Below are 18,450 nucleotides of genomic sequence, written 5' to 3'. Positions count from 1 at the left end.
CGACGACCGCGCTCACTCCACGACGAAGTCGCCCGGGTCGAGTGTCCGGGTCCACGTCCAGTAGTCGACGAGCCGCCACGGGCTCAGCGTGTAGACCTCGCCGTGGGCGTTCTTGTAGAAGGAGTGCTCGACCGACGGGTGCGCCCAGACCATCGTGGCCATCTCCTCCTGGCTGCGGCGCACCCAGTCGTCGCACCGTTCCCGAGACGGCTCCATCGACCGGTGCCCGCCATCGATGAGGAACTCGAGACACTGCGTGATGTACCGCATCTGGCACTCGGAATGGAAGATCAGGCTGCCGCCGCTGGCGAGGTTCGTCCCGGGGCCGTACATGCAGAACAGGTTGGGATAGCCGGGCACCGTGATCCCCAGGTAGGCGACCGGACGCTCCCCCCACCGGGACGCGAGGTCGGCGCCGTCGCGTCCGGTGATCGCCATCGGCCACAGCACCCGGTTGGCCTCGAAGCCGGTGGCGTAGACGATGACGTCCACCGGGTGCCGCTCGCCGTCCTCGGTGATCACCGCGTCGGGCTCGATCCTGGTGATCGGGGTGCGGACCAGGTCGACGTCGTCGCGCGTCAGCGTGGCGAGCCAGCTGCCGTTGTCCTGCAGCGTCCGCTTGCCGGTGGCCGGGTAGTCGGGCACGACCTTGGCGGCCAGGTCCGGGTCGTCGCCGATCTGGCCGGTGATCCAGTCGGTGAACATCAGCCGGGTGATCTCGTTGATCTCGCTGACAGCGCGGGTCTGGTCGGGATAGTCGGGGTCGACGCGGGCCGCGGCGAGACCCTTGTCGCAGCCCGGCCAGAACAGCAGGAAGCGGTACCACCTGCCGTAGAACGGGAGATGGCGCAGCGCCCACCGGACGCCGGGTCCCACCTCCGCGTGGTAGTTCGGGTTCGGGAACATCCACTGCGCGGTCCGCTGGAACACGGTGAGGTGCTCGACGTCGTCGGCGATGGCGGGCGCGATCTGGAACCCGCTGGCCCCCGCGCCGATCATCGCCACCCGCCGTCCACGCAGGTCCACCGAGTGGTCCCACTCGGCCGAGTGAAATGCCTTACCCGCGAACGTGTCCCGACCCGGCAGGTCCGGCACCCTGGGCCGGTTGAGTTGACCGACGGCGCTGATCACCGCCCGCGCGGTGAGGTCGGTGACCGTGCCGTCGCGGTCGACGGTCGTCACCGTCCAGGTCGCGCTCGCGTCGTCCCACCGAGCCGCGGTCACCTCGGTCTCCCACCGGACGTGCGGGCCGATGCCGTGGCGTGCCATCACGCCCTCGAAGTACGCCTGCAGTTCGGGCTGCTCGGCGAAGTAGTGCGTCCACTGGTCGCTGGGCTCGAAGCTGTAGCAGTAGAAGTGGTTTCCGACGTCGACGCGGGCGCCGGGGTAGGTGTTCTGGTACCAGGTGCCGCCCACGCCGGCGTTGCGCTCCACGATGGTGAAGGGGATGCCCGCCTCCTTCAGCCGGATCCCCGCCAGCAGACCCGATTCCCCGCACCCGATGACGACGACCGGGAAGTCGGCGCGTGCGGCGGCGTCCGGTGGCGGCCCCGCGGCCCGTACGTCGCGACCGTCGAGTTCCATCTCCTCGAGCAGCATCGGCACGTACTCGTCGGGCACGGGTTCGCAGACCAGCCACTCCATCATCTCCTTGAGGAGATCCGGACCGATCGGCTCGGGTTCGGGACAGCCGCGGTCGCGGTAGTCGCGGATCACGTCGAGCGCGAGGCTGCGTGCGGCGGCCTTGTCGTCCTCCGACATGTAGCCCTGCACCTCGTTGAGGAATAGGCCCGCGGGCTTCAGCGCACCGCGGATCAGGCCCGGATCGCCCGACACGTGCACCAGCGACAGCAGCAGTGTCGGGATGCTGACGTCGAGCAGCGCCTCGGCGATCGCCTCGTCGGAATCCGTAAACGGTTGTCCGGCATGTGGGTTGCGCACCGCTTGAGTGCTATCACGTTTTCAGGCCCCCCGGGCGGGTATCTGGCATCGATGACCGAGTCAGCCCGCGACGATCTGCCCGCAGACCACGACCGCAAACTGCCCGACGACATCTCCGACGAGACCGTCGAGGCGGTCGGCGCGGTGTCCGAGGCGCTCGAATGGGTCGAACGCGCCCGCGGACACCTCTACTCCTTCCATCAGTTGATGGGCCACGCCGACCTCGCGCTGGGCGATGCCTGCGACAAGCTGCGCGACGCCGGGCACCCCGAGGTGGCGGACCGGCTCGAGACGGAGATGGTGGGACGCAACGTGCTCCCCGGGCGGTGGACGTTCCAGATCGTGGAGGACTTCGACGACGGGTACTGGTCCGCCTTCCGCGACCACGAGCGTCGGGTGCGCGACGAACTGCAGGAGGGCCACCGCCACGTCTTCGAGGCCCGGATGAAGGAGGACCGGCGCAGCCACGGTCGCGCCGGACACGAGGGCACGCCCTGACGAGGCGCTAGGCTCGTCGCATCTGGTCCTTCGACGATGAAGGGGTCGACGTGGGAATCACGACCCGTGTCAACGGTGCGGTGCCGCCGAACGTTTCGCGCGAGGACGTCAACCTCGGTTCGTGGGACTTCTGGGCGCTCGACGACGACCTGCGCGAGGGTGCGTTCGCCACCCTGCGCCGCGAGGATCCGGTGTCGCTGCACCCCGAGTTCGTCCAGGACGGGTTCGAGGGTGGCCGCGGCCACTGGGCGGTGACCCGGTACGACGACGTCTTCTACGCCAGCCGGCACCCGGAGATCTTCAGCTCCGCGCAGGGCATCACGATCGGTGACCAGACGCCGGAACTCACCGAGTACTTCGGCTCGATGATCGCGATGGACGACCCGCGGCACACCCGGCTGCGCAACATCGTGCGCAGCGCCTTCACCCCCCGCGTGCTCGCGCTGATCGAGGACTCCGTGCGCGATCGCGCGCGCCGCCTCGTCGCCGACATGGTGACCAACCACCCCGACGGCCGCGGTGAGCTGGTGTCCGAACTCGCGGGTCCGCTGCCGCTGCAGATCATCTGCGACATGATGGGCATCCCCGAGGACGACCACGACCGGATCTTCCACTGGACCAACGTCATCCTCGGTTTCGGCGATCCGGACATCACCACCGACTTCGACGAGTTCTTCCGCGTGGCCATGGACATCGGCGCCTACGCGACCGCGCTGGCCGAGGACCGTCGCGCCCATCCCGGTGACGACCTCACCACCAGCCTGGTGGTGGCCGATCTCGACGGGGAACGCCTGACCTCCAGCGAGGTGGCGTCGTTCTTCATCCTGCTCGTCGTCGCAGGCAACGAGACCACCCGCAACGCCATCAGCCACGGCGTGCTGGCGCTGAGCCGCCACCCCGGGGAGCGTGACGCGTGGTGGGCCGACTACGACGCGATCGCCCCGACGGCGGTCGAGGAGATCGTCCGCTGGGCGTCACCGGTCAGCTACATGCGGCGCACGGTCACCCGGGACGTCGAACTCAGCGGCGTGCGCCTGGGCGTCGGCGACAAGGTGACCCTCTGGTACGGCTCGGCGAACCGCGACGAGTCCACGTTCGCCGATCCGTGGACGTTCGACGTGACGCGCCACCCCAACCCGCACGTCGGGTTCGGCGGCGGCGGCGCCCACTTCTGTCTCGGCGCGAACCTCGCCCGCCGCGAGATCACCGTGGCATTCGAGGAACTGCACCGCCAGCTGCCCGACATCGCCGCCGTGGAGGAACCCGACCGTCTCCAGTCGGCGTTCATCCACGGAATCAAGCGACTTCCGGTCAGCTGGACGCCGCTCGGTTAGCGGCCGGGCCGGCCGTCCGCGTGCCGACCCTGGACGTCCTGCACCCGGGGGTCGTTCGCGTCGACGCCGTCGCGCACGGTGACGCGACCGTTGTCGTCGATGCGGTCGTTCTGGTCGATGCGGTCGCGATCGGCGGCGTCGGAGGCCTTGACGCGGGGATCGAGGGAATCGGCGTGCTCGCGACGCTCGTCGAGGTCGGTGCGCGCGGAGTCGACCACCTCGCGGTGACTGCTGGCGCGGTCCCGCAGACGGGCCGCCTCGGCGGCCTTGGCCTCGGCCTCGGCGGCGGCGGCTCGCGCCTTCGCCTCGGTCTCGGCGGCGATGGCCTCGCGCTTCTCGAGCCGCTGGCCCTCGACGTGCACCTCCTCGCGGATGCGATCGGCCTCGGCGGCGCGCTTGCGGTGGGTGGCCTTGCGAGCGAGCAGCGCGGCGACCAGGATCACCGCCAGGACGACGACGGCGATGATGATCCAGGTGGTGGTCGTCATGGCGACTCCTTCGATCGGTGGCACGCCAGCAAGGTATTGACGCACCGGACGATTTCGAGTGCCCGATGGGGACGCCGCTCAAACGTCGGCGGGCCTTACGACCTGCTCAGGTAGCGGTTCCGCTCCCAGTCACTGACGTGCGCGGAGTACTCGATCCACTCGCTGCGGGCGATCGCGGCGAAGTCCAGCACCGACTCCTCGCCGAGGATCTCCCCGATCGTGTCGTCCTGCGTCGCCAACGCGATCGCCACGCCCAGCGACTCGGGCAGCGCCGTGCCGGTGCCGTACAGGTTGCCGCCCTCCGCGAGCGGCGGTCGGCGACCCGCCTCGAGGCCCGCCACCACGGCGGCGAGCGCACTCGCGACGAGCCAGTAGGGGTTCGCGTCGGCGCCGCCGGTGCGCAACTCGATGCGGGTGGCCTCCGGCGCGTCCTCGATGAGCGACCGGACGGCCGCGCTGCGGTTGTCGCGGCTCCACGTGACCGTGGCCGGCGCGAAGGAGTCGGGGACGAACCGGCGGTAGGCGTTCACCGAGTGCGCACCGAACAGCGTTATCGACGGAAGGTGCTCTAGGAGTCCGGCGATGGCGTGCAGCGCGACGTCGTTCTCGTTGCCCCGGTCGGCGGCGAAAGCCGGTCGGCCGTCCCGCCACAGCGAGAGGTGCAGGTGTCCCGAACTCCCCGAGTGGCCGGAGAACGGCTTGGGCATGAAGGTGGCGAGCTTGCCGTGCCTGCGGGCCACCTCCTTGGCGGCGTACTTCAGCCGCGCGCTGTCGTCGGCGGCCTCGAGGGCATCGGTGTAGACGAGGTTCGCCTCGACCTGGCCGGGGCCGTACTCGGTGTGCACGCCCTCGAGCCGGGTGAACGCGCCGAGCGTCTCCTGCAGGTCGGAGAGGATGGGGTCGAGCGCGTTCGCGTTCTCCAACGAGTAGGCGTGGACGTCGTCCTGGAACGGGGTGCCGTCCGGCTCGAGCAGGTAGAACTCGAGTTCCACGCCGATCTTCGCCGTGTATCCCAGCGAACCGAGCCGGGCCAGCACCCGTTTCAGCACGCCCCGGGGGTCCAGCGGCGACGGTATCCCGCCGTGCCGCACGACGTCGGAGATGACGTGTCCCGCCTCCGGACGCCACGGCAGCGGCCGGAACGTCGCGAGGTCGGGAACGGCCTGGACGTCGGGATAGCCGGTGTCCCAATTGGTCTCGCGTAGCGAGTCGATCACCGTTCCGTCGGCGTTCCAGCTCAGCGCCGCCTCGCAGAACGCGAACCCGCCTCCGCGGGCGCGGGTGAGGAAGCTCGCGGCCGGGATCCGCTTGCCCGCGGCGTGACCGAACGGGTCACTCCAGGCCACCTCGATCTCGCGCAGCGCGCCCTCGTCGAGCAGGCGGACCAGTTCGAGTTCGGCGCCCGACGGGCTGCGGCGGTCCACGGTCTGCGTCATGGCCGGACTGTATGGCCGGCCCGACGACCACACCACCCCTCGGGTCAGCACGAGCGGAAGGGCCGAGGGCTGGTCAGCCGGCGCCGAGCGCGCTCAGCATCCCGGCGGCGGACCGGGGCCAGGGGAACTCCTCGGCACGCCGGCGCGCGTTCACCCGGCGCAGCCGCTCGGGCACGCCGACGACCCCGGCGACGGCGCGCGCGATCGCACCGGGATCGTTCTCGGCCGCCACGCCGCCGTCGGTGGCCACCAGTTCGGCCAGCGCGGACGTCTTCGACACGACCGCGGGGGTGCCGCACGCGAGCGCCTCGAGGGCGGCCAGGCCGAACGTCTCGTGCGGGCCGGGGGCCAGGGCGACGTCGGCCGACGCGAGCATGGTGGCCACGGTGTCGCGGCAGCCGACGTATCCGGCGAAGTCGACCGGCAGGCCCGCGGCCCGGCGCTCCAGACGCGCCCGCAGGGGCCCCTCCCCGACCACCAGCAGCCGGACGTCCATGCCGGAATCACGCAGAGCGGCAACGGTGTCGATGCTGCGGTGCACGTGCTTTTCCACCGAGAGCCTGCCGCAGTGCACCAGCAGCGTCTGCTCGGGCGCGGCCCACCTGGCCCGCTCGGCGGTGCTGTGTCGCCGTGGGTGGAACTGGTCGAGGTCGACCCCGAGCGGAACCGTCGTCACGTTGCGCGCCCCGATCCGGTCGAACTCCGCGCGGGCGAACCCGGTGGTGCACACGACGGCGTCGTAGTCGGCGGCGGTACGGCGGTTCGCGAGGTCGGCCACCGCCCGGGCCAGCGGGTGCGGCAGCACCTGCCCGACGAGGCGGTCGAGGCGTTCGTGGGAGATCATCACCGTCGGCACGCCGTGCGCGCGACCCCACCGGCCGAGCGAGCGCAGCGTGAGCCGGTCGCTGACCTCGAGGGCGTCGGGGGCGAGGCGTTCGAGCAGGTCGGCGACGGGGCCGGGATGCACCGCACGGTAGCCGCCGGTGAGCGGAATGAGCCGCGCGGGCAACGAGATCCGCCGCACCCCCGAGGGCAGGTGCCGTTCGTCGCTCGCCGGGCCCGGGACGATCAGGTACACCTCGTGGCCGGCCGCGCAGTACTCCGCGCCCAACCGGTCGACGGCCGTCCGCAGACCGCCCGAACGTGGGCCGTAGAAGTTGGCCACCTGCACGACCCGCATGTCCGTCCATCGAATGCGGTGCGCGTGTGCGGGCGTCGACGGCGGGTCGACGGCGGGCTGAACGGGTGACGAATAGGCGTCGCCGGCCGCGAAGCTAGCCGACGTGCTGGGTGAGCCAGCCCTGGACGCGCTGCCACGCGTCGGCGGCGGCGGTCGGGTCGTAGCGCTGCCCCGTGTCGTTGAAGAAGGCGTGGTCGGCACCGGGCTCGACGAAGAGTTCGTGCACCATGCCCGCGGCGGTCAGCGCCTGTTCGGCGGCCTCGCGGGTGGCGTTCACACGGGCGTCCTTCTCGCCGTAGAAGCCCAGCACCGCGGCCTGGCGCGACCCCTCGAGCCTGGCGCCGTCGGGCAGCGGACCGTAGAACGGGAACGCCGCGGCCAGTTGCGGTTCGCCCGCGGCCAGCAGCTGCCAGACCAGCCCGCCGCCCATGCAGAAGCCGATCGCGGCGAGCTTCACGCCCGGTGCGCGGCGGGCCACCTCGCCGAGGCCCGAGCGCAGATCGGCGGTGAACTGGTCGGGCGTGATCGCGCTCAGCGCCGCCGTCGCCTTGGCGGGATCGTCGAACGCGGCCGTACCGCCCTGGCCCGACAGCAGGTCGATCGCGAGCGCGGAGTAGCCGATGCCGGCGAGGCGGCCGGCCACCGACTGGGCCCACTCGGTCAGGCCCTTGTTCTCGTGGATGACGAGCAGCGCGCCCTTGGGGGTCGCCGCGGGGGCCCACACGCCCCGGAGTTCGCCGGCCGGGCCGGCCCACGTGACCGGTTCGGTGGCGACCGCGGTGTCGGCGCCGGGCGCCGGGCCGGTGGCGGCGGGCGTCGTCGGAGCCGACGTCGGGGACGAGGTCTCGGAGTCGCTCGAGGCCGCGGGCTGTCCACGGTCCCCACCGCACGCGGTGATGAGGGCACCGGCGGCGGTGGCGCCGACGCCGATCAGCGCCATCCGGCGTAGGGCCTCGCGGCGGGACATCAACCCGTCGACGTGGTCGGTGGCGATCTCCTCGGCGATGTAGCGCTGCAGCGGGGTCACCTCCGCGAGTATGCACGGGTCTGACCAACTGCTGCTGAAAACGGGTCCCGACAGCGAATACTGTCCGGATGGCCCACCCCTCCCTCGTCGCGACGACACCGGACCTCGGTGGCCGCGTCGCGGTGGTCGCCGGTGCGACGCGGGGCGCGGGGCGGGGCATCGCGGCTGCGCTGGGCGAGGCGGGTGCCACGGTCGTCTGCACGGGCCGCACCAGCGAGACGGTGTCGATGGTGTCGGACTACGACCGGCCCGAGACCATCGAGGAGACGGCGCGCCTCGTGACCGAGCTGGGTGGTGTCGGCATCCCGATCGCCGTCGACCACCTCGACACCGGGCAGGTCAAGGCGCTCGCCGACCGGTTGCGGGCCGAGTTCGGCGCCATCGACGTGCTGGTCAACGACCTGTGGGGTGCGGAGATCCTCAAGGGTCCGCCACCGTCCTGGAACCGGCCGATCTGGGAGCACGACCTCGCCGACGGGCTCCGCATCCTGCGCCTCGGCGTGGAGACCCACCTGATCACCTCGCACTGCCTGCTGCCGCTGATGGTGTCGAAACCGGGTGGTCTGCTGGTCGAGGTGACCGACGGGACCGCCGAGTTCAACGCGAACCACTACCGCGTCTCCGCGTTCTACGACCTGGCGAAGGTGTCGGTGAACCGGTTGGCCTACAGCCAGGGACACGACCTGGCCGAGTACGGCGCGACGGCGGTGTCGGTCACCCCGGGGTGGTTGCGCTCGGAGATGATGCTGGCGAATTACGGTGTCACCGAGGCCGATTGGACGATGGCGATGGACCACGGCCGGACCGACGGCTACCCGGTGGCGCCACCGGGCTTCGAGGCGTCGGAGACGCCGAGGTTCGTCGGCCGCGGCGTGGTCGCGCTCGCCGCGGACCCCCGACGGGGACGGTGGAACCAGCGGTCGGTGTCGTCGGCGGCGCTGGCCCAGGTGTACGGGTTCACCGACACCGACGGCCGGCAACCGGACGCCTGGGCCGAGCAGTAGTCCGACCGGACCCGCACCGCTGTAGACAAAACCCGAGAAGTGTTCACGATGTCGTTGACAGCGCAGGCCGTGCGCGGTCGAATGAGCGGGTGACCCCCGCAGTGAGCTACGACACCATCATCCGCAACGGCCTCTGGTTCGACGGCACCGGCGGCCCCTCGGCCGTGCGCAACCTCGGGATCCGCGACGGCCACGTCGTCGCCATCTCCGCCGACGACCTCGACGCGACCGGCTGCCCGAACGTCGTCGACGCCGCAGGCAAGTGGGTGCTGCCCGGGCTGCTCGACATCCACACCCACTACGACGTCGAGGTCCTCGTCGGGCCCGCGCTCGCCGAGTCGCTGCGCCACGGGGTCACGACCATCATGCTCGGCTCGTGCTCGCTGTCGACCATCCACGTCGACGGCACCGACGCCGGTGACCTCTTCGGCCGGGTCGAGGCGATCCCCCGCGAGCACGTCATCGACGCCGTGGACCGGCACAAGACGTGGACGTCGTGCGACGAGTACGTCGACGCGCTCGAGGATCGGCCGCTCGGCCCCAACCTCGCCGCCTTCATCGGCCACTCCGACATGCGCACGGCCGTCATGGGCCTGGACCGGGCCACCCGCAAGGAGGTCCGGCCGACGCGCGCCGAGCAGGCCCGCATGGAACAGATGCTCGACGAGGCGCTGCGGGCCGGCTTCGTGGGCATGTCGTCACAGCAGCTGCTGTTCGACAAGATCGACGGCGACGTCTGCCGGTCGCGCACGCTGCCGTCGACGTACGCCAGGGCACGCGAGCTGCGGCGCCTGAAGTCGTTGCTGCGCAAGACCGGTCGCATCCTGCAGTCGGGTCCCGACATCCAGAACCCGATCAACCTGGGGTCGCAACTGCTGCAGTCGGTGGGGATCGTCCGCAATCCGCTCAAGACGAGCCTGCTGTCGGCGGCCGACGTGAAGTCCAACCCCTACGCCATCATGCTGATGGGCCCGCTGTCCCGGTTCGTCAACACCCTCGGCGGCAACTTCCGGTGGCAGCACCTGCCGGTCCCGTTCGAGGTCTACGCCGACGGGATCGACCTCGTGGTGTTCGAGGAGTTCGGCGCCGGGGCCGCGGCGCTGCACCTCGCCGACGAGGTCGCCCGCAACGACCTGATGCGCGACGAGGAGTACCGCCGCCGGTTCCGGAAGGACTACGAGAGCAAGTTCGGCCTGCGGGTGTGGCACCGGGACTTCTTCGACGCCCACATCTCCGAGTGCCCGGACGCCGACCTCGTCGGTCTGTCGTTCGGCGAGGTCGGCGACCGGCGCGGGCTGCACCCCGTCGACGCCTTCCTCGACCTGGTGCTCGAGCATGGCAAGGCGCTGCGCTGGCACACCACCATCTCCAACCACCGTCCCGAGGTGCTCAAGAAGATGGCCCGCGAGCCGGGCATCCAGATGGGCTTCTCCGATGCCGGTGCGCACCTGCGCAACATGGCGTTCTACAACATGGGGCTGCGCCTGCTGCGCCACGTCCGCGACGCCCAGTCGGCAGGCACCCCGTTCATGACCATCGAGGCCGCGGTGCACCGCCTGACCGGTGAACTCGCCGACTGGTACCGCCTCGACGCCGGGCACCTGCGCATCGGCGACCGGGCCGACATCGCGATCATCGATCCCGAGCGCCTCGACGACTCACTCGACGCCTACGCCGAGGAACCCGTCGAGGAGTACGGCGGACTGTCCCGCATGGTCAACCGCAACGACGACACCGTCACCGCCGTGTTCGTCGGCGGCAGACAGGTGTTCGCCTCGGGCGTGCCGACGGAGGTGGTCGGCCGCGAACGCACGGGACGGTTCCTGCGCGCCGCGCACCGGGTGCCCGCGCTGCCCACCCAGCAGGACGAGCTCACCCGTGTCGGCTGACGCGATCGCCGTTCGGGACGTGGTGCACGGCCTCTGGGAGGCACTGTCGGCGCGGGACTGGGACGGCGTCCGGGCCCACCTCTCCGACGACTGCATCTACCTCGACGTCCCCGTCGGCCCGGCGGCGGCCGCCAAGGGGCCCGAGGACATCGTCAAGCGGCTCAAGATCGGACTGGAACCGCTGGCGTCCTACGAGAACTTCAGCGGGCTGCTCGTCGACGACGGCAGCACCGCGATGTACGAGCACCACGAGGAATGGCATTGGCGCAGCGGCGAATCCGCGGTGCTGAACTTCGTGTCGGTGCACCGCGTCGTCGACGGCAAGGTCACGCTGTGGAAGGACTACTGGGACATGGGGGCACTGGCCAACCATGCGCCGCCCAGTTGGCTCGAGGACTTCGCGAACGCCGACATGTCGTGGGTCTACGACGCGACCGGCGAGGTCTGACCCCGTCTAGACGCTCCACGCCATCCGGAACCTGTCCGCGAGTTCCTCGGGCGTCAGCTGCCCGTACGTGTCGGACTCGTACCGCCGGACGGCGACGGTCGCGTCGACCGCCGCGTCGCCCAGGATTCCGCGCATCGTCGCCGAGGCGTCGAGCGCGTCGACGATCTCGCGCTGCGCCGACGGGAGTTCGGTGATCCCGGCCGTCCTGCGCTGCTCGTCGGACAGGTCGGCGGGATCCACCGTGACCTCCCCCGGCACCGACAGCCCGCGTTCGATCCCGTCGAGGGCCAGACCGAGGATGGCCGCCGACGCCAGGTACGGGTTGGCCGACGGATCCACGATCTTGACCTCGACGTTCGCGCCGTGCGGGTTGCCCGGCCCGCCGGTCAGGAACCGGATCGCCGCCTCCCGGTTCTCGGTGCCCCAGCACAGCGTCGCCCCCGACCAGTGTCCGGGCTGGATGCGCAGCCCCGACAGGATGGATCCGCTGAGCACGCCCTGTGCGGCAGGCAGGCCGTCGAGCAGTCCGGCGATCGCCGATTCGCCCTCCGGCGTCAACCCGCTCGCGCCGGTCCCGCCGGAGAAGATCGGCTGCTCGTCGCGCTGCAGCGAGAAGTGCTGGTGCGCACCGGATCCGACGGCGCCGGCGAACGGCACCGGGGACAGGCTGACCCGCACGCCGTGGTTTCGGGCCACCCGCGCGACGACGATCTTGGCCAGCACCAGCGCGTCGGCCGCGGCCACGGGGGTGCGCGGCCCGAGTGAGATCTCGAACTGGCTGGCGCCGTACTCCGGGTGCAGCTGTTCGATCAGCACGCCCGCCGACGCCGCGGCCTCGGTGACCTCCCGTACGAAGCCCTCGAACTCCAGGACGCCGGCCAGGCCGTACTGCGCCCACAGGTGCGAGGGAAGGCGGCTGCCGTCGGGCGCGACGAGGACGAACTCCATCTCGTGGCCGACGAGCGCCGTGAATCCCGCTGTGGCCAAACGTTCCTCGACGCGCCGCAGCACGCCACGGGTGCAGTACGGGTCGGGTGTGCCGGACTGGTCGAAGAACGAGCCGGGCGCCCAGGCCAGTCCGTTGCCGAGCAGGTGCAGCTCCTCGACGTCGATGCGGATCCGGCGATCCCCGACGACGCCGGTGTCGGGGCCGAACACGATGCCGCTCTGGTCGATGGCGAAGACGTGCCAGACCGGGCTGGCACCCAGTCCGGGATCGGCGAACGAGCCGATGCGGTGTACCGGAACGGTCTTGGCGTGGATCAATCCCGCGGGATTGACCACCGTGCCGAGGATCGTGGAGACGTCGTGGGTCTTCAGGTCGGCGACGCGGTTGGCTGACATCCGGCCATTGTGCCGGTTGCGGCGGCCGGTTACAGCGTGATCTTGCAGGCCTGTCCGATGTCGAGGGTGCGCAGCATGCGCCCCATGCCTATCCACATGGCGCACGACAGGGCGAGGTCGGTGAGCAGCTCGTCGCTGAGCTGGGCACGGCAGCGCTCCCAGAAGTCCTCGTCGTCGCGCAGCGCGGTGTGGTCGGTGGCGAAGCGCTCCGCGAACTCCGCGGCGACGCGTTCCTGGTCGTCGTACCCGGGCCACGTGCGCCATTCGGCGGCGTGGTCGTACAGATCCTCGTCGACACCGGCCGCCAGACCGTCGGCGTCGCGGGTGTTCTGACAGACCACGCACTCGTTGTCGAGGGCGATCACCATGCGGGCGAGTTCGCGGACCCGCATCGGGAGGCGGTTCTTGGTGTAGACCGCGTGGGTGAATCCGGCCATGGCGGTGCCGATGTCGGGTGACTGCACGATCCAGGCGGCGGCGTCGTCGGCGGCGAAGTTCCCAATCCGGCTCATGGTCGGATGGTACGCCCGCCGCGGCCGAAGTGGAACACGTTCTAGTTTCCCGGTCAGCGCGACGCCGCCAGCGCTCCCCTGTCGTCGGTCCAGTCGCGCTGCACCAGCATGCGGTAGGCGATCCGCTCGACGGCTGCCTCCACCTCGAGGCGGTCGGGACTGCCCTCGAACGTGGGTGACTGCGCGAGCTTCTCGACGATGCGGCCGACGAGTCCGGCCGACACGGCGTCGACCCGCGTGGCGCCGGCCTGGGTCAACCACAGCTTGCCGCCGGTGCCCAGCGCCAGCCCGTCGGCGACGACGCGGTCGAAGGTGGGCTCGACGACCTCGTAGGGCACTCGCAGCCGCTCGGCGATGGCGGTCAGCGATGCCGACCCGAACACCTGGTTGTGCCGGTAGATCTGCAGCAGCGCCCACAGTTGGGCGACGTCGAGGTCGCAGCCCGGTTCCGCGGCGAGACTGCGCAACCGGATGTCCGGCGAGTCGCGGAACATCCTGCCGACGGCCACCTCGAGGATCTTCTCCGCCGAGTCGCCGGTGGGCATGCCGAACCCCTCGCCGAGGTCGGTGGCGGCGGTGGCGTCCATCTCGCGCAGCGGCACCTCCTTGAGGAACAGCGACACGACGAAGCCGACGATCGCGACCGGCACCGCGCAGAGGAACACCGTGCCGAGCGAGTCGGCGTAGGCCGCGACGATGGGTGCGGCCATCTCGGGTGGCAGGGCACGGAGTGCCTGCGGCGATTCGGCCGCGTTCGGCGGGGCGCCGCCGGCGAGCAGCGCCGGCCCGATGCGCGAGGCCAGGAAGTTGGCGAACAGGGACCCGAAGATGGCGGCGCCGAAGGAACTTCCGATGGTGCGGAAGAAGGTGACGCCGGACGTCGCCACGCCGAGGTCGGTGAAGCTCGAGGTGTTCTGCACCACGAGGACCAGCACCTGCATGCACAGCCCGATGCCGGTGCCGAGGGCGAACAGATAGGCCGACTGCTGCCAGGTGGGCGTGCCTGCGTCCATGCCCGACAGCAGCAGGAAGGCCACCGCCATGATGGCGGTGCCCGCGACGGGGAACACCTTGTAGCGGCCGGTGCGGCCCACGATGTTGCCGCTGCCGATCGAGGTGATCAGCATGCCGGCGACCATGGGCAGCGTGCGCAGGCCGGACTCGGTGGCCGAGACGCCGTCGACGAACTGCATGAAGGTGGGCAGGAACGTGAGCGCGCCGAGCATCGCGAAGCCGACGATGAAGCCGAGGATGCAGCAGACCGTGAACACCGGGCTGCGGAACAGGCGGATCGGCAGGATCGGTTCGGCCGCCCTGGTCTCGACCCGCACGAAGACGGCGAGCGCGACGGCCGACGCGACGAACAGCCCGATGATCATCGGCGACGTCCAGGCGTATTCGCCGCCGCCCCAGCTGGTGGCCAGGGTGAGGCCGGACGCCGCGAGCCCGACGAACAGGATGCCCGCGTAGTCGATGACGGGCCGCACGGTCCTCGTCAGGGACGGGATGGCGGCGATGCCGACGAGGAGCACCACGATGCCGATGGGCACGTTGATCCAGAACGCCCATCGCCACGTCAGGTGGTCGGTGAAGAATCCGCCGAGCAGGGGCCCGATGACGGTGGTGACGCCGAAGACCGCGCCGAGCGCGCCCTGGTAGCGGCCGCGTTCGCGCAGCGGGATGACCTCGCCGATCACGGCCATGGCGGTGACCATGATCGCGCCGCCGCCGATGCCCTGCAGGGCGCGGGCCGCGACGAGCACCGTCATCGATCCGGCCAGACCACACAGCACCGAGCCGAGCAGGAAGAACAGGATCGACGCGCAGAACACGGCCTTGCGGCCGAACAGGTCGCCGAGCTTGCCCACGATGGCGGTGGCGATCGTCGAGGCCAGCAGGTAGCTCGTCACCACCCAGGACTGGTGTCCCGCACCGCCGAGGTCGGCGACGACGGTGGGCAGTGCCGTCGCGACGATCGTCTGGTCGAGCGCGGCGAGCAGCATGCCGAGCAGCACGCCCACGAAGATGAAGTTGCGGCGCTGCGGACTGATCAGCGCGTTGGCCGACTCCGGGTCCGCGACCGAGGACCCGCCCGTCGTCACCGGACTCGCCATGCACGCCTCCCGACGTTCCCGGTGCGCTCGGGTGAGCGCACCGAGAACTATATCGTTAGGCGAGCTAAAAGAGTTACCGGGTTACTCGCTGTTGCTGCCCGGGGGGCGCGAGACGCACTGTGCGGCGTACAGCTGCTCGCCGAGCTTGTCCATCAACTGCAGCTGGGTCTCGAGGTAGTCGATGTGCTTCTCCTCGTCGGCCAGGATCATCTCCAGCAGCGAGGCGCTGGTCTGGTCCTCCTTGGCCCGGCACATGGTGACGCCCGGCCGCAGCCGTGCCACCACCTCGTACTCGATGGCGAGGTCGGACTCGAACTGCTCACGCAGGGTCTGTCCCACCCGCAGCGAGAACAGCCGCTGGTAGTTGGGCAGCCCGTCCAGGAGCAGGATCCGATCGGTGACGGCCTCGGCGTGACGCATCTCCTCGAAGGACTCGTCGCGCGTGTGATTCGCCAGTTCGGTGAATCCCCAATTCTCCTGCATCTTCGAATGCAGGAAATACTGGTTGATCGCCGTGAGTTCACTCGTCAATTGCTCGTTGAGCAGCTTCAGGACTTCTGGATCGCCTTGCATTGATCGCTCCTTGGGCGCGAGCCGGGCTGGGCGTCGGCGCCGAGATCGTCGGTTCGTCAGAGACTGTCTGACGTCCTCAATCTAGTGCACCGCGGCGCGTCCGACAGCACGGATCGCCGGACATTTCTACCGATTGACGTGCGGCGTTGGTTAGGCATACCTCGGAGTTCGGCGCCTTTCGCCCTAGGCTCTGGACTGGCTACCCTAAGTAAGGTTAGACTGGGCTAAGTCCAAGACAGCGGCCTCACCGTGCGGTGCCGGGCGCGTTCGAGCAGAGGCGGTGGCGGTGAACGGGTGTCGTATTCATGCCATTCCGGCCGCCATTCGTGGGCGCCATTCGTCCGCCATTCCGGCAACGCCTGAATTCGCGAATTCCACCGCTGTCCCCCGCCGTTCCGCGCCGTCGCCGGATCAGGCCGGCTGATGTTCGTCTGCCTCTGCACCGGGGTCACCAGCCAGGTGGTCACCGACCTGGTGGCGTCCGGCGCGTCGACCTCGCGTCAGATCGCCGACGCCTGCGGGGCGGGCTCCGATTGCGGGCGCTGCCGACGGACGGTCCGCGCGATCATCGCCGCGTCGGCGACGCGGGAGTGCCCGCTGCACGCCGCGAGCTGACTCAGTCGGACTTCCGGTCGGCGAACTCGGCGAGCGCCTCGGCGTTCGCCATGCTGCCGAGGAGCACCTCGAACTGCGCGTACTCCCGCTTGGCCGCCGCGGCGATCTCGTCACGCATCGGGTCGACGATCGTCTGCTTCACCGCCATCAGGCTCGGAATCGACCTCGCGGCAAGCACTTTGGCATGCCGGTCGGTCTCGGCGAGCAGGTCGTCGGGTTCGCACACCTTCCACGCCAGGCCCATCCGTAGCGCCTCGTCGGCGCCCACCCACTCCGACGACAGCAGCATCCACGCCGCGTTCTGCCTGCCGATCAACTGCGGCAGCAGATAGGACGACGCCGCCTCCGGCGCCACCCCCAGGCTGGTGAAGGGGCACTTCAGCCGGGCCGTCGACGACATGAAGACCAGGTCGGCATAGCCGAGGATCGTCGCGCCGATGCCGACGCCGAGACCGTTCACCGCGAGGATCAGCGGTTTCCGCAGCGCCGTCAGCGCCTCGATCATGCCGGGGAAGCCGTGCTTGCCCGACGTGAACTCCGGATCGGTGATGCGGGCCTGCATCTCGACGAGGTCGTTGCCCGCCGAGAACGCGCGGCCGGTGCCGGTGAGCACCACGACCGCCACGGCCGGGTCCGCGTCCGCCTCGAGCAGTGCGTCGGTGGTGGCGTCGTAGAGGGCCTCGTTGAACGCGTTGAGCGCCTCGGGGCGGTTCAGGGTGAGGGTGCGTACGCCGTCGGCGTCGTGGGTGGCTACGAGCACGTCAGCAGCGTAGATGGTCAGCTGGGGCGAGCGGAGCGACGGGGGATCATCACCGGGGCGAGCGGAGCGACGGGGGATGGTCAGCCAGTGCCGTAGATGCGCGTGGGTGCGATGAGGACCACGGTGCGGCGCTGCTCGGCCATCGTGGCGTCGTAGGACTCCCAGTCGTCGTGGGTGCCGCCCGCGGCGGTGAACACCTCGCGCAGCAGCAGTCGCAGCGCGTCGGGTCCGTCGAGCCAGGGCTGGGGATCGTCCGGGCCGGCGAGTTCGGCGGTGCCCTCGACCGTCGCGAAGCGCCAGCCGCCGCGGAACGTCACGGCGGTCTGCGGGCGCGCCCGCAGGTTGGCGAGCTTGACCTTGCCGTAGGTGACGAACGCCAGCACGTCTTCGCCCGACGAGGGATGCGGGACCACGCCGGCGTTGATCAGCGACGCCTGGATCGTCTGGTCGGCCCGCAGCGTGGCGACGACGGCGAGTCCGTTGTCGGCAGCGGCCAGTGCGTGGGCGTCGTGGAGGGTGGTCACGATGATGGCTCCTGGCTGAAGGGGGTGCGGAGGAGGTAGCGGCTGGTGGGGATGGTGTCGACGTTCTCATTGGCGCCGAATGCCGCGGTGCTGGCCATCATGCGGGTCATCCGGTGGTCGAGGTCGGCGTCGTCGGCCGCCCCGAAGAACGCGTGCAGGTCGCCGGTGGCCTCGATCGGGAAGTTCTCCTCGACGACGGCGGACACGACGGGTGCGCCCGGGGTGAGCGCCCTGACGACGGTGTTCTGGACGTAGCCGAACGTGGACTGCGTGGCGAGCGCGACGGGCGTGTGGTCGGAGTGCCAACGCGTCAGCCAGGTTTCGGCGTCCATCGACTCCGGCCGCCGCAGCAGCGCGACGTTGGCGAAGCCCGGGGTGCGGTCGCCGAGCACGTCGGGGGGCGGCAGCGGCACCGATTCGGTCACCAGGTACGCGGCCATCGAGTCGCCCTCGCGGCCGAGGAGGTCGAGCACCGCGGCGAGCTGCCCGCCGTAGTACTGCTGCGTCCACACCGTCACCAGCGCCACCACCGGCGGCTCGAGGGTCGTCAACGTCATCAGCGAGTTCCGCACGGCGTCGTCGCGGACGTTGACCGCCAGCCCGGGCACGCCGAGGTCGAGCACCTCCCCCGCGACCTCCGACCGCAGGCGCGTGCACCACGCCTCGTCGGCCTCCGAACGTCCGAGTGTGACGACCACCTTTTCCACGACTCGAACCTACTCACCGGGGAAGATGGGCGGCGACGCGTGGTCAAGGTAGAAAG

General features: G+C 70.4%; 18 protein-coding genes. 6 read left to right on the top strand and 12 right to left on the bottom strand.

Translation table 11 applies throughout. The annotated features are described in order from the left end of the window. Positions 1 to 12 precede the first annotated feature (12 nt). Positions 13 to 1,941 carry a flavin-containing monooxygenase gene (locus tag AC1MEY_RS09860; RefSeq protein WP_480230462.1) on the bottom strand — a complete coding sequence of 643 codons (1,929 nt, stop codon included), beginning with the start codon at positions 1,939 to 1,941 and terminating at the stop codon, positions 13 to 15. Positions 1,942 to 1,992: 51 nt separating this feature from the next. On the opposite strand from AC1MEY_RS09860, the gene AC1MEY_RS09855 reads away from it, so the two are divergent. Both AC1MEY_RS09855 and AC1MEY_RS09850 read left to right on the top strand, forming a co-directional pair. After that, positions 1,993 to 2,439 (top strand): hypothetical protein, encoded by a 447-nt coding sequence (locus AC1MEY_RS09855; RefSeq protein ID WP_480230461.1) that lies wholly within the window; start codon positions 1,993 to 1,995, stop codon positions 2,437 to 2,439. 50 nt (positions 2,440 to 2,489) lie between these two features. Then, positions 2,490 to 3,773, top strand: coding sequence for a cytochrome P450 (locus tag AC1MEY_RS09850; protein WP_480230460.1), 1,284 nt, complete (start codon positions 2,490 to 2,492; stop codon positions 3,771 to 3,773). Here the strand turns inward: AC1MEY_RS09850 and AC1MEY_RS09845 are convergent. From AC1MEY_RS09845 to AC1MEY_RS09830, 4 genes are all read right to left on the bottom strand, one after another. Beyond that, positions 3,770 to 4,261: a hypothetical protein gene (locus tag AC1MEY_RS09845; RefSeq protein ID WP_480230459.1), complete on the bottom strand. Its 492-nt coding sequence runs from the start codon at positions 4,259 to 4,261 to the stop codon at positions 3,770 to 3,772. The two genes, AC1MEY_RS09850 and AC1MEY_RS09845, sit on opposite strands and share 4 nt — an antisense overlap. Before the next feature lie 95 nt (positions 4,262 to 4,356). Then, positions 4,357 to 5,697 (bottom strand): glutamine synthetase family protein, encoded by a 1,341-nt coding sequence (locus AC1MEY_RS09840; protein ID WP_480230458.1) that lies wholly within the window; start codon positions 5,695 to 5,697, stop codon positions 4,357 to 4,359. A gap of 73 nt (positions 5,698 to 5,770) precedes the next feature. Continuing rightward, a complete protein-coding gene (locus AC1MEY_RS09835) occupies positions 5,771 to 6,877 on the bottom strand; it encodes a glycosyltransferase (protein ID WP_480230457.1) in 1,107 nt (368 codons plus the stop codon). 94 nt (positions 6,878 to 6,971) lie between these two features. Next, positions 6,972 to 7,904 carry a dienelactone hydrolase family protein gene (locus tag AC1MEY_RS09830; RefSeq protein ID WP_480230456.1) on the bottom strand — a complete coding sequence of 311 codons (933 nt, stop codon included), beginning with the start codon at positions 7,902 to 7,904 and terminating at the stop codon, positions 6,972 to 6,974. A 68-nt stretch (positions 7,905 to 7,972) separates the two neighbouring features. Between AC1MEY_RS09830 and AC1MEY_RS09825 the strand changes: the two genes are divergently transcribed. The 3 genes from AC1MEY_RS09825 to AC1MEY_RS09815 all read left to right on the top strand — a co-directional run bounded on the left by AC1MEY_RS09825 (position 7,973) and on the right by AC1MEY_RS09815 (position 11,245). After that, entirely contained in the window at positions 7,973 to 8,908 is a 936-nt protein-coding gene (locus AC1MEY_RS09825) for an SDR family oxidoreductase (protein WP_480230455.1), read from the top strand. A 101-nt stretch (positions 8,909 to 9,009) separates the two neighbouring features. Continuing rightward, positions 9,010 to 10,797 (top strand): N-acyl-D-amino-acid deacylase family protein, encoded by a 1,788-nt coding sequence (locus AC1MEY_RS09820; RefSeq protein WP_480231398.1) that lies wholly within the window; start codon positions 9,010 to 9,012, stop codon positions 10,795 to 10,797. A gap of 4 nt (positions 10,798 to 10,801) precedes the next feature. Beyond that, a complete protein-coding gene (locus AC1MEY_RS09815; RefSeq protein ID WP_480231397.1) occupies positions 10,802 to 11,245 on the top strand; it encodes a nuclear transport factor 2 family protein in 444 nt (147 codons plus the stop codon). 6 nt (positions 11,246 to 11,251) lie between these two features. Here the strand turns inward: AC1MEY_RS09815 and AC1MEY_RS09810 are convergent, their stop codons facing one another. The 4 genes from AC1MEY_RS09810 to bfr form a co-directional block, all read right to left on the bottom strand. After that, positions 11,252 to 12,589, bottom strand: coding sequence for a type I glutamate--ammonia ligase (locus AC1MEY_RS09810; RefSeq protein ID WP_480230454.1), 1,338 nt, complete (start codon positions 12,587 to 12,589; stop codon positions 11,252 to 11,254). 29 nt (positions 12,590 to 12,618) lie between these two features. Continuing rightward, a complete protein-coding gene (locus tag AC1MEY_RS09805; RefSeq protein ID WP_480230453.1) occupies positions 12,619 to 13,101 on the bottom strand; it encodes a carboxymuconolactone decarboxylase family protein in 483 nt (160 codons plus the stop codon). Positions 13,102 to 13,154: 53 nt separating this feature from the next. After that, positions 13,155 to 15,215, bottom strand: coding sequence for an MDR family MFS transporter (locus tag AC1MEY_RS09800; RefSeq protein ID WP_480230452.1), 2,061 nt, complete (start codon positions 15,213 to 15,215; stop codon positions 13,155 to 13,157). Positions 15,216 to 15,296: 81 nt separating this feature from the next. Further along, positions 15,297 to 15,788: a bacterioferritin gene (bfr, locus tag AC1MEY_RS09795; RefSeq protein ID WP_480230451.1), complete on the bottom strand. Its 492-nt coding sequence runs from the start codon at positions 15,786 to 15,788 to the stop codon at positions 15,297 to 15,299. 423 nt (positions 15,789 to 16,211) lie between these two features. Between bfr and AC1MEY_RS09790 the strand changes: the two genes are divergently transcribed. Beyond that, positions 16,212 to 16,403, top strand: a complete 192-nt coding sequence (locus AC1MEY_RS09790; RefSeq protein WP_480230450.1) for a (2Fe-2S)-binding protein — start codon at positions 16,212 to 16,214, stop codon at positions 16,401 to 16,403. A gap of 1 nt (position 16,404) precedes the next feature. Here AC1MEY_RS09790 and AC1MEY_RS09785 read toward each other — a convergent pair whose 3' ends face one another. The 3 genes from AC1MEY_RS09785 to AC1MEY_RS09775 all read right to left on the bottom strand — a co-directional run bounded on the left by AC1MEY_RS09785 (position 16,405) and on the right by AC1MEY_RS09775 (position 18,394). After that, complete coding sequence (locus AC1MEY_RS09785; RefSeq protein WP_480230449.1) at positions 16,405 to 17,163, bottom strand: enoyl-CoA hydratase/isomerase family protein; 759 nt, start codon at positions 17,161 to 17,163, stop codon at positions 16,405 to 16,407. An 80-nt stretch (positions 17,164 to 17,243) separates the two neighbouring features. Beyond that, on the bottom strand, positions 17,244 to 17,687 hold the full coding sequence (locus tag AC1MEY_RS09780; protein ID WP_480230448.1) for a TIGR03618 family F420-dependent PPOX class oxidoreductase: 444 nt from the start codon (positions 17,685 to 17,687) through the stop codon (positions 17,244 to 17,246). Next, positions 17,684 to 18,394, bottom strand: a complete 711-nt coding sequence (locus tag AC1MEY_RS09775; RefSeq protein WP_480230447.1) for an EthD domain-containing protein — start codon at positions 18,392 to 18,394, stop codon at positions 17,684 to 17,686. Before AC1MEY_RS09775 ends, AC1MEY_RS09780 begins: the two co-directional genes overlap by 4 nt. Between the last annotated feature and the right edge of the window lie 56 nt (positions 18,395 to 18,450).

This window comes from Mycobacterium sp. PTI7 (assembly GCF_056679845.1).
The sequence above is the reverse complement of the archived record's forward strand: the minus strand, read 5'-3'. Positions and strand labels throughout refer to the sequence as shown.

Bases quoted from the DNA above. Each gene is read 5' to 3' on its own strand.
- AC1MEY_RS09855 (WP_480230461.1), top strand. From the start codon at position 1,993: ATGACCGAGTCAGCCCGCGACGATCTGCCCGCAGACCACGACCGCAAA.
- AC1MEY_RS09810 (WP_480230454.1), bottom strand. From the start codon at position 12,589: ATGTCAGCCAACCGCGTCGCCGACCTGAAGACCCACGACGTCTCCACG.
- AC1MEY_RS09840 (WP_480230458.1), bottom strand. From the start codon at position 5,697: ATGACGCAGACCGTGGACCGCCGCAGCCCGTCGGGCGCCGAACTCGAA.
- AC1MEY_RS09835 (WP_480230457.1), bottom strand. From the start codon at position 6,877: ATGCGGGTCGTGCAGGTGGCCAACTTCTACGGCCCACGTTCGGGCGGT.
- AC1MEY_RS09805 (WP_480230453.1), bottom strand. From the start codon at position 13,101: ATGAGCCGGATTGGGAACTTCGCCGCCGACGACGCCGCCGCCTGGATC.
- AC1MEY_RS09825 (WP_480230455.1), top strand. From the start codon at position 7,973: ATGGCCCACCCCTCCCTCGTCGCGACGACACCGGACCTCGGTGGCCGC.
- bfr (WP_480230451.1), bottom strand. From the start codon at position 15,788: ATGCAAGGCGATCCAGAAGTCCTGAAGCTGCTCAACGAGCAATTGACG.
- AC1MEY_RS09800 (WP_480230452.1), bottom strand. From the start codon at position 15,215: ATGGCGAGTCCGGTGACGACGGGCGGGTCCTCGGTCGCGGACCCGGAG.
- AC1MEY_RS09790 (WP_480230450.1), top strand. From the start codon at position 16,212: ATGTTCGTCTGCCTCTGCACCGGGGTCACCAGCCAGGTGGTCACCGAC.
- AC1MEY_RS09845 (WP_480230459.1), bottom strand. From the start codon at position 4,261: ATGACGACCACCACCTGGATCATCATCGCCGTCGTCGTCCTGGCGGTG.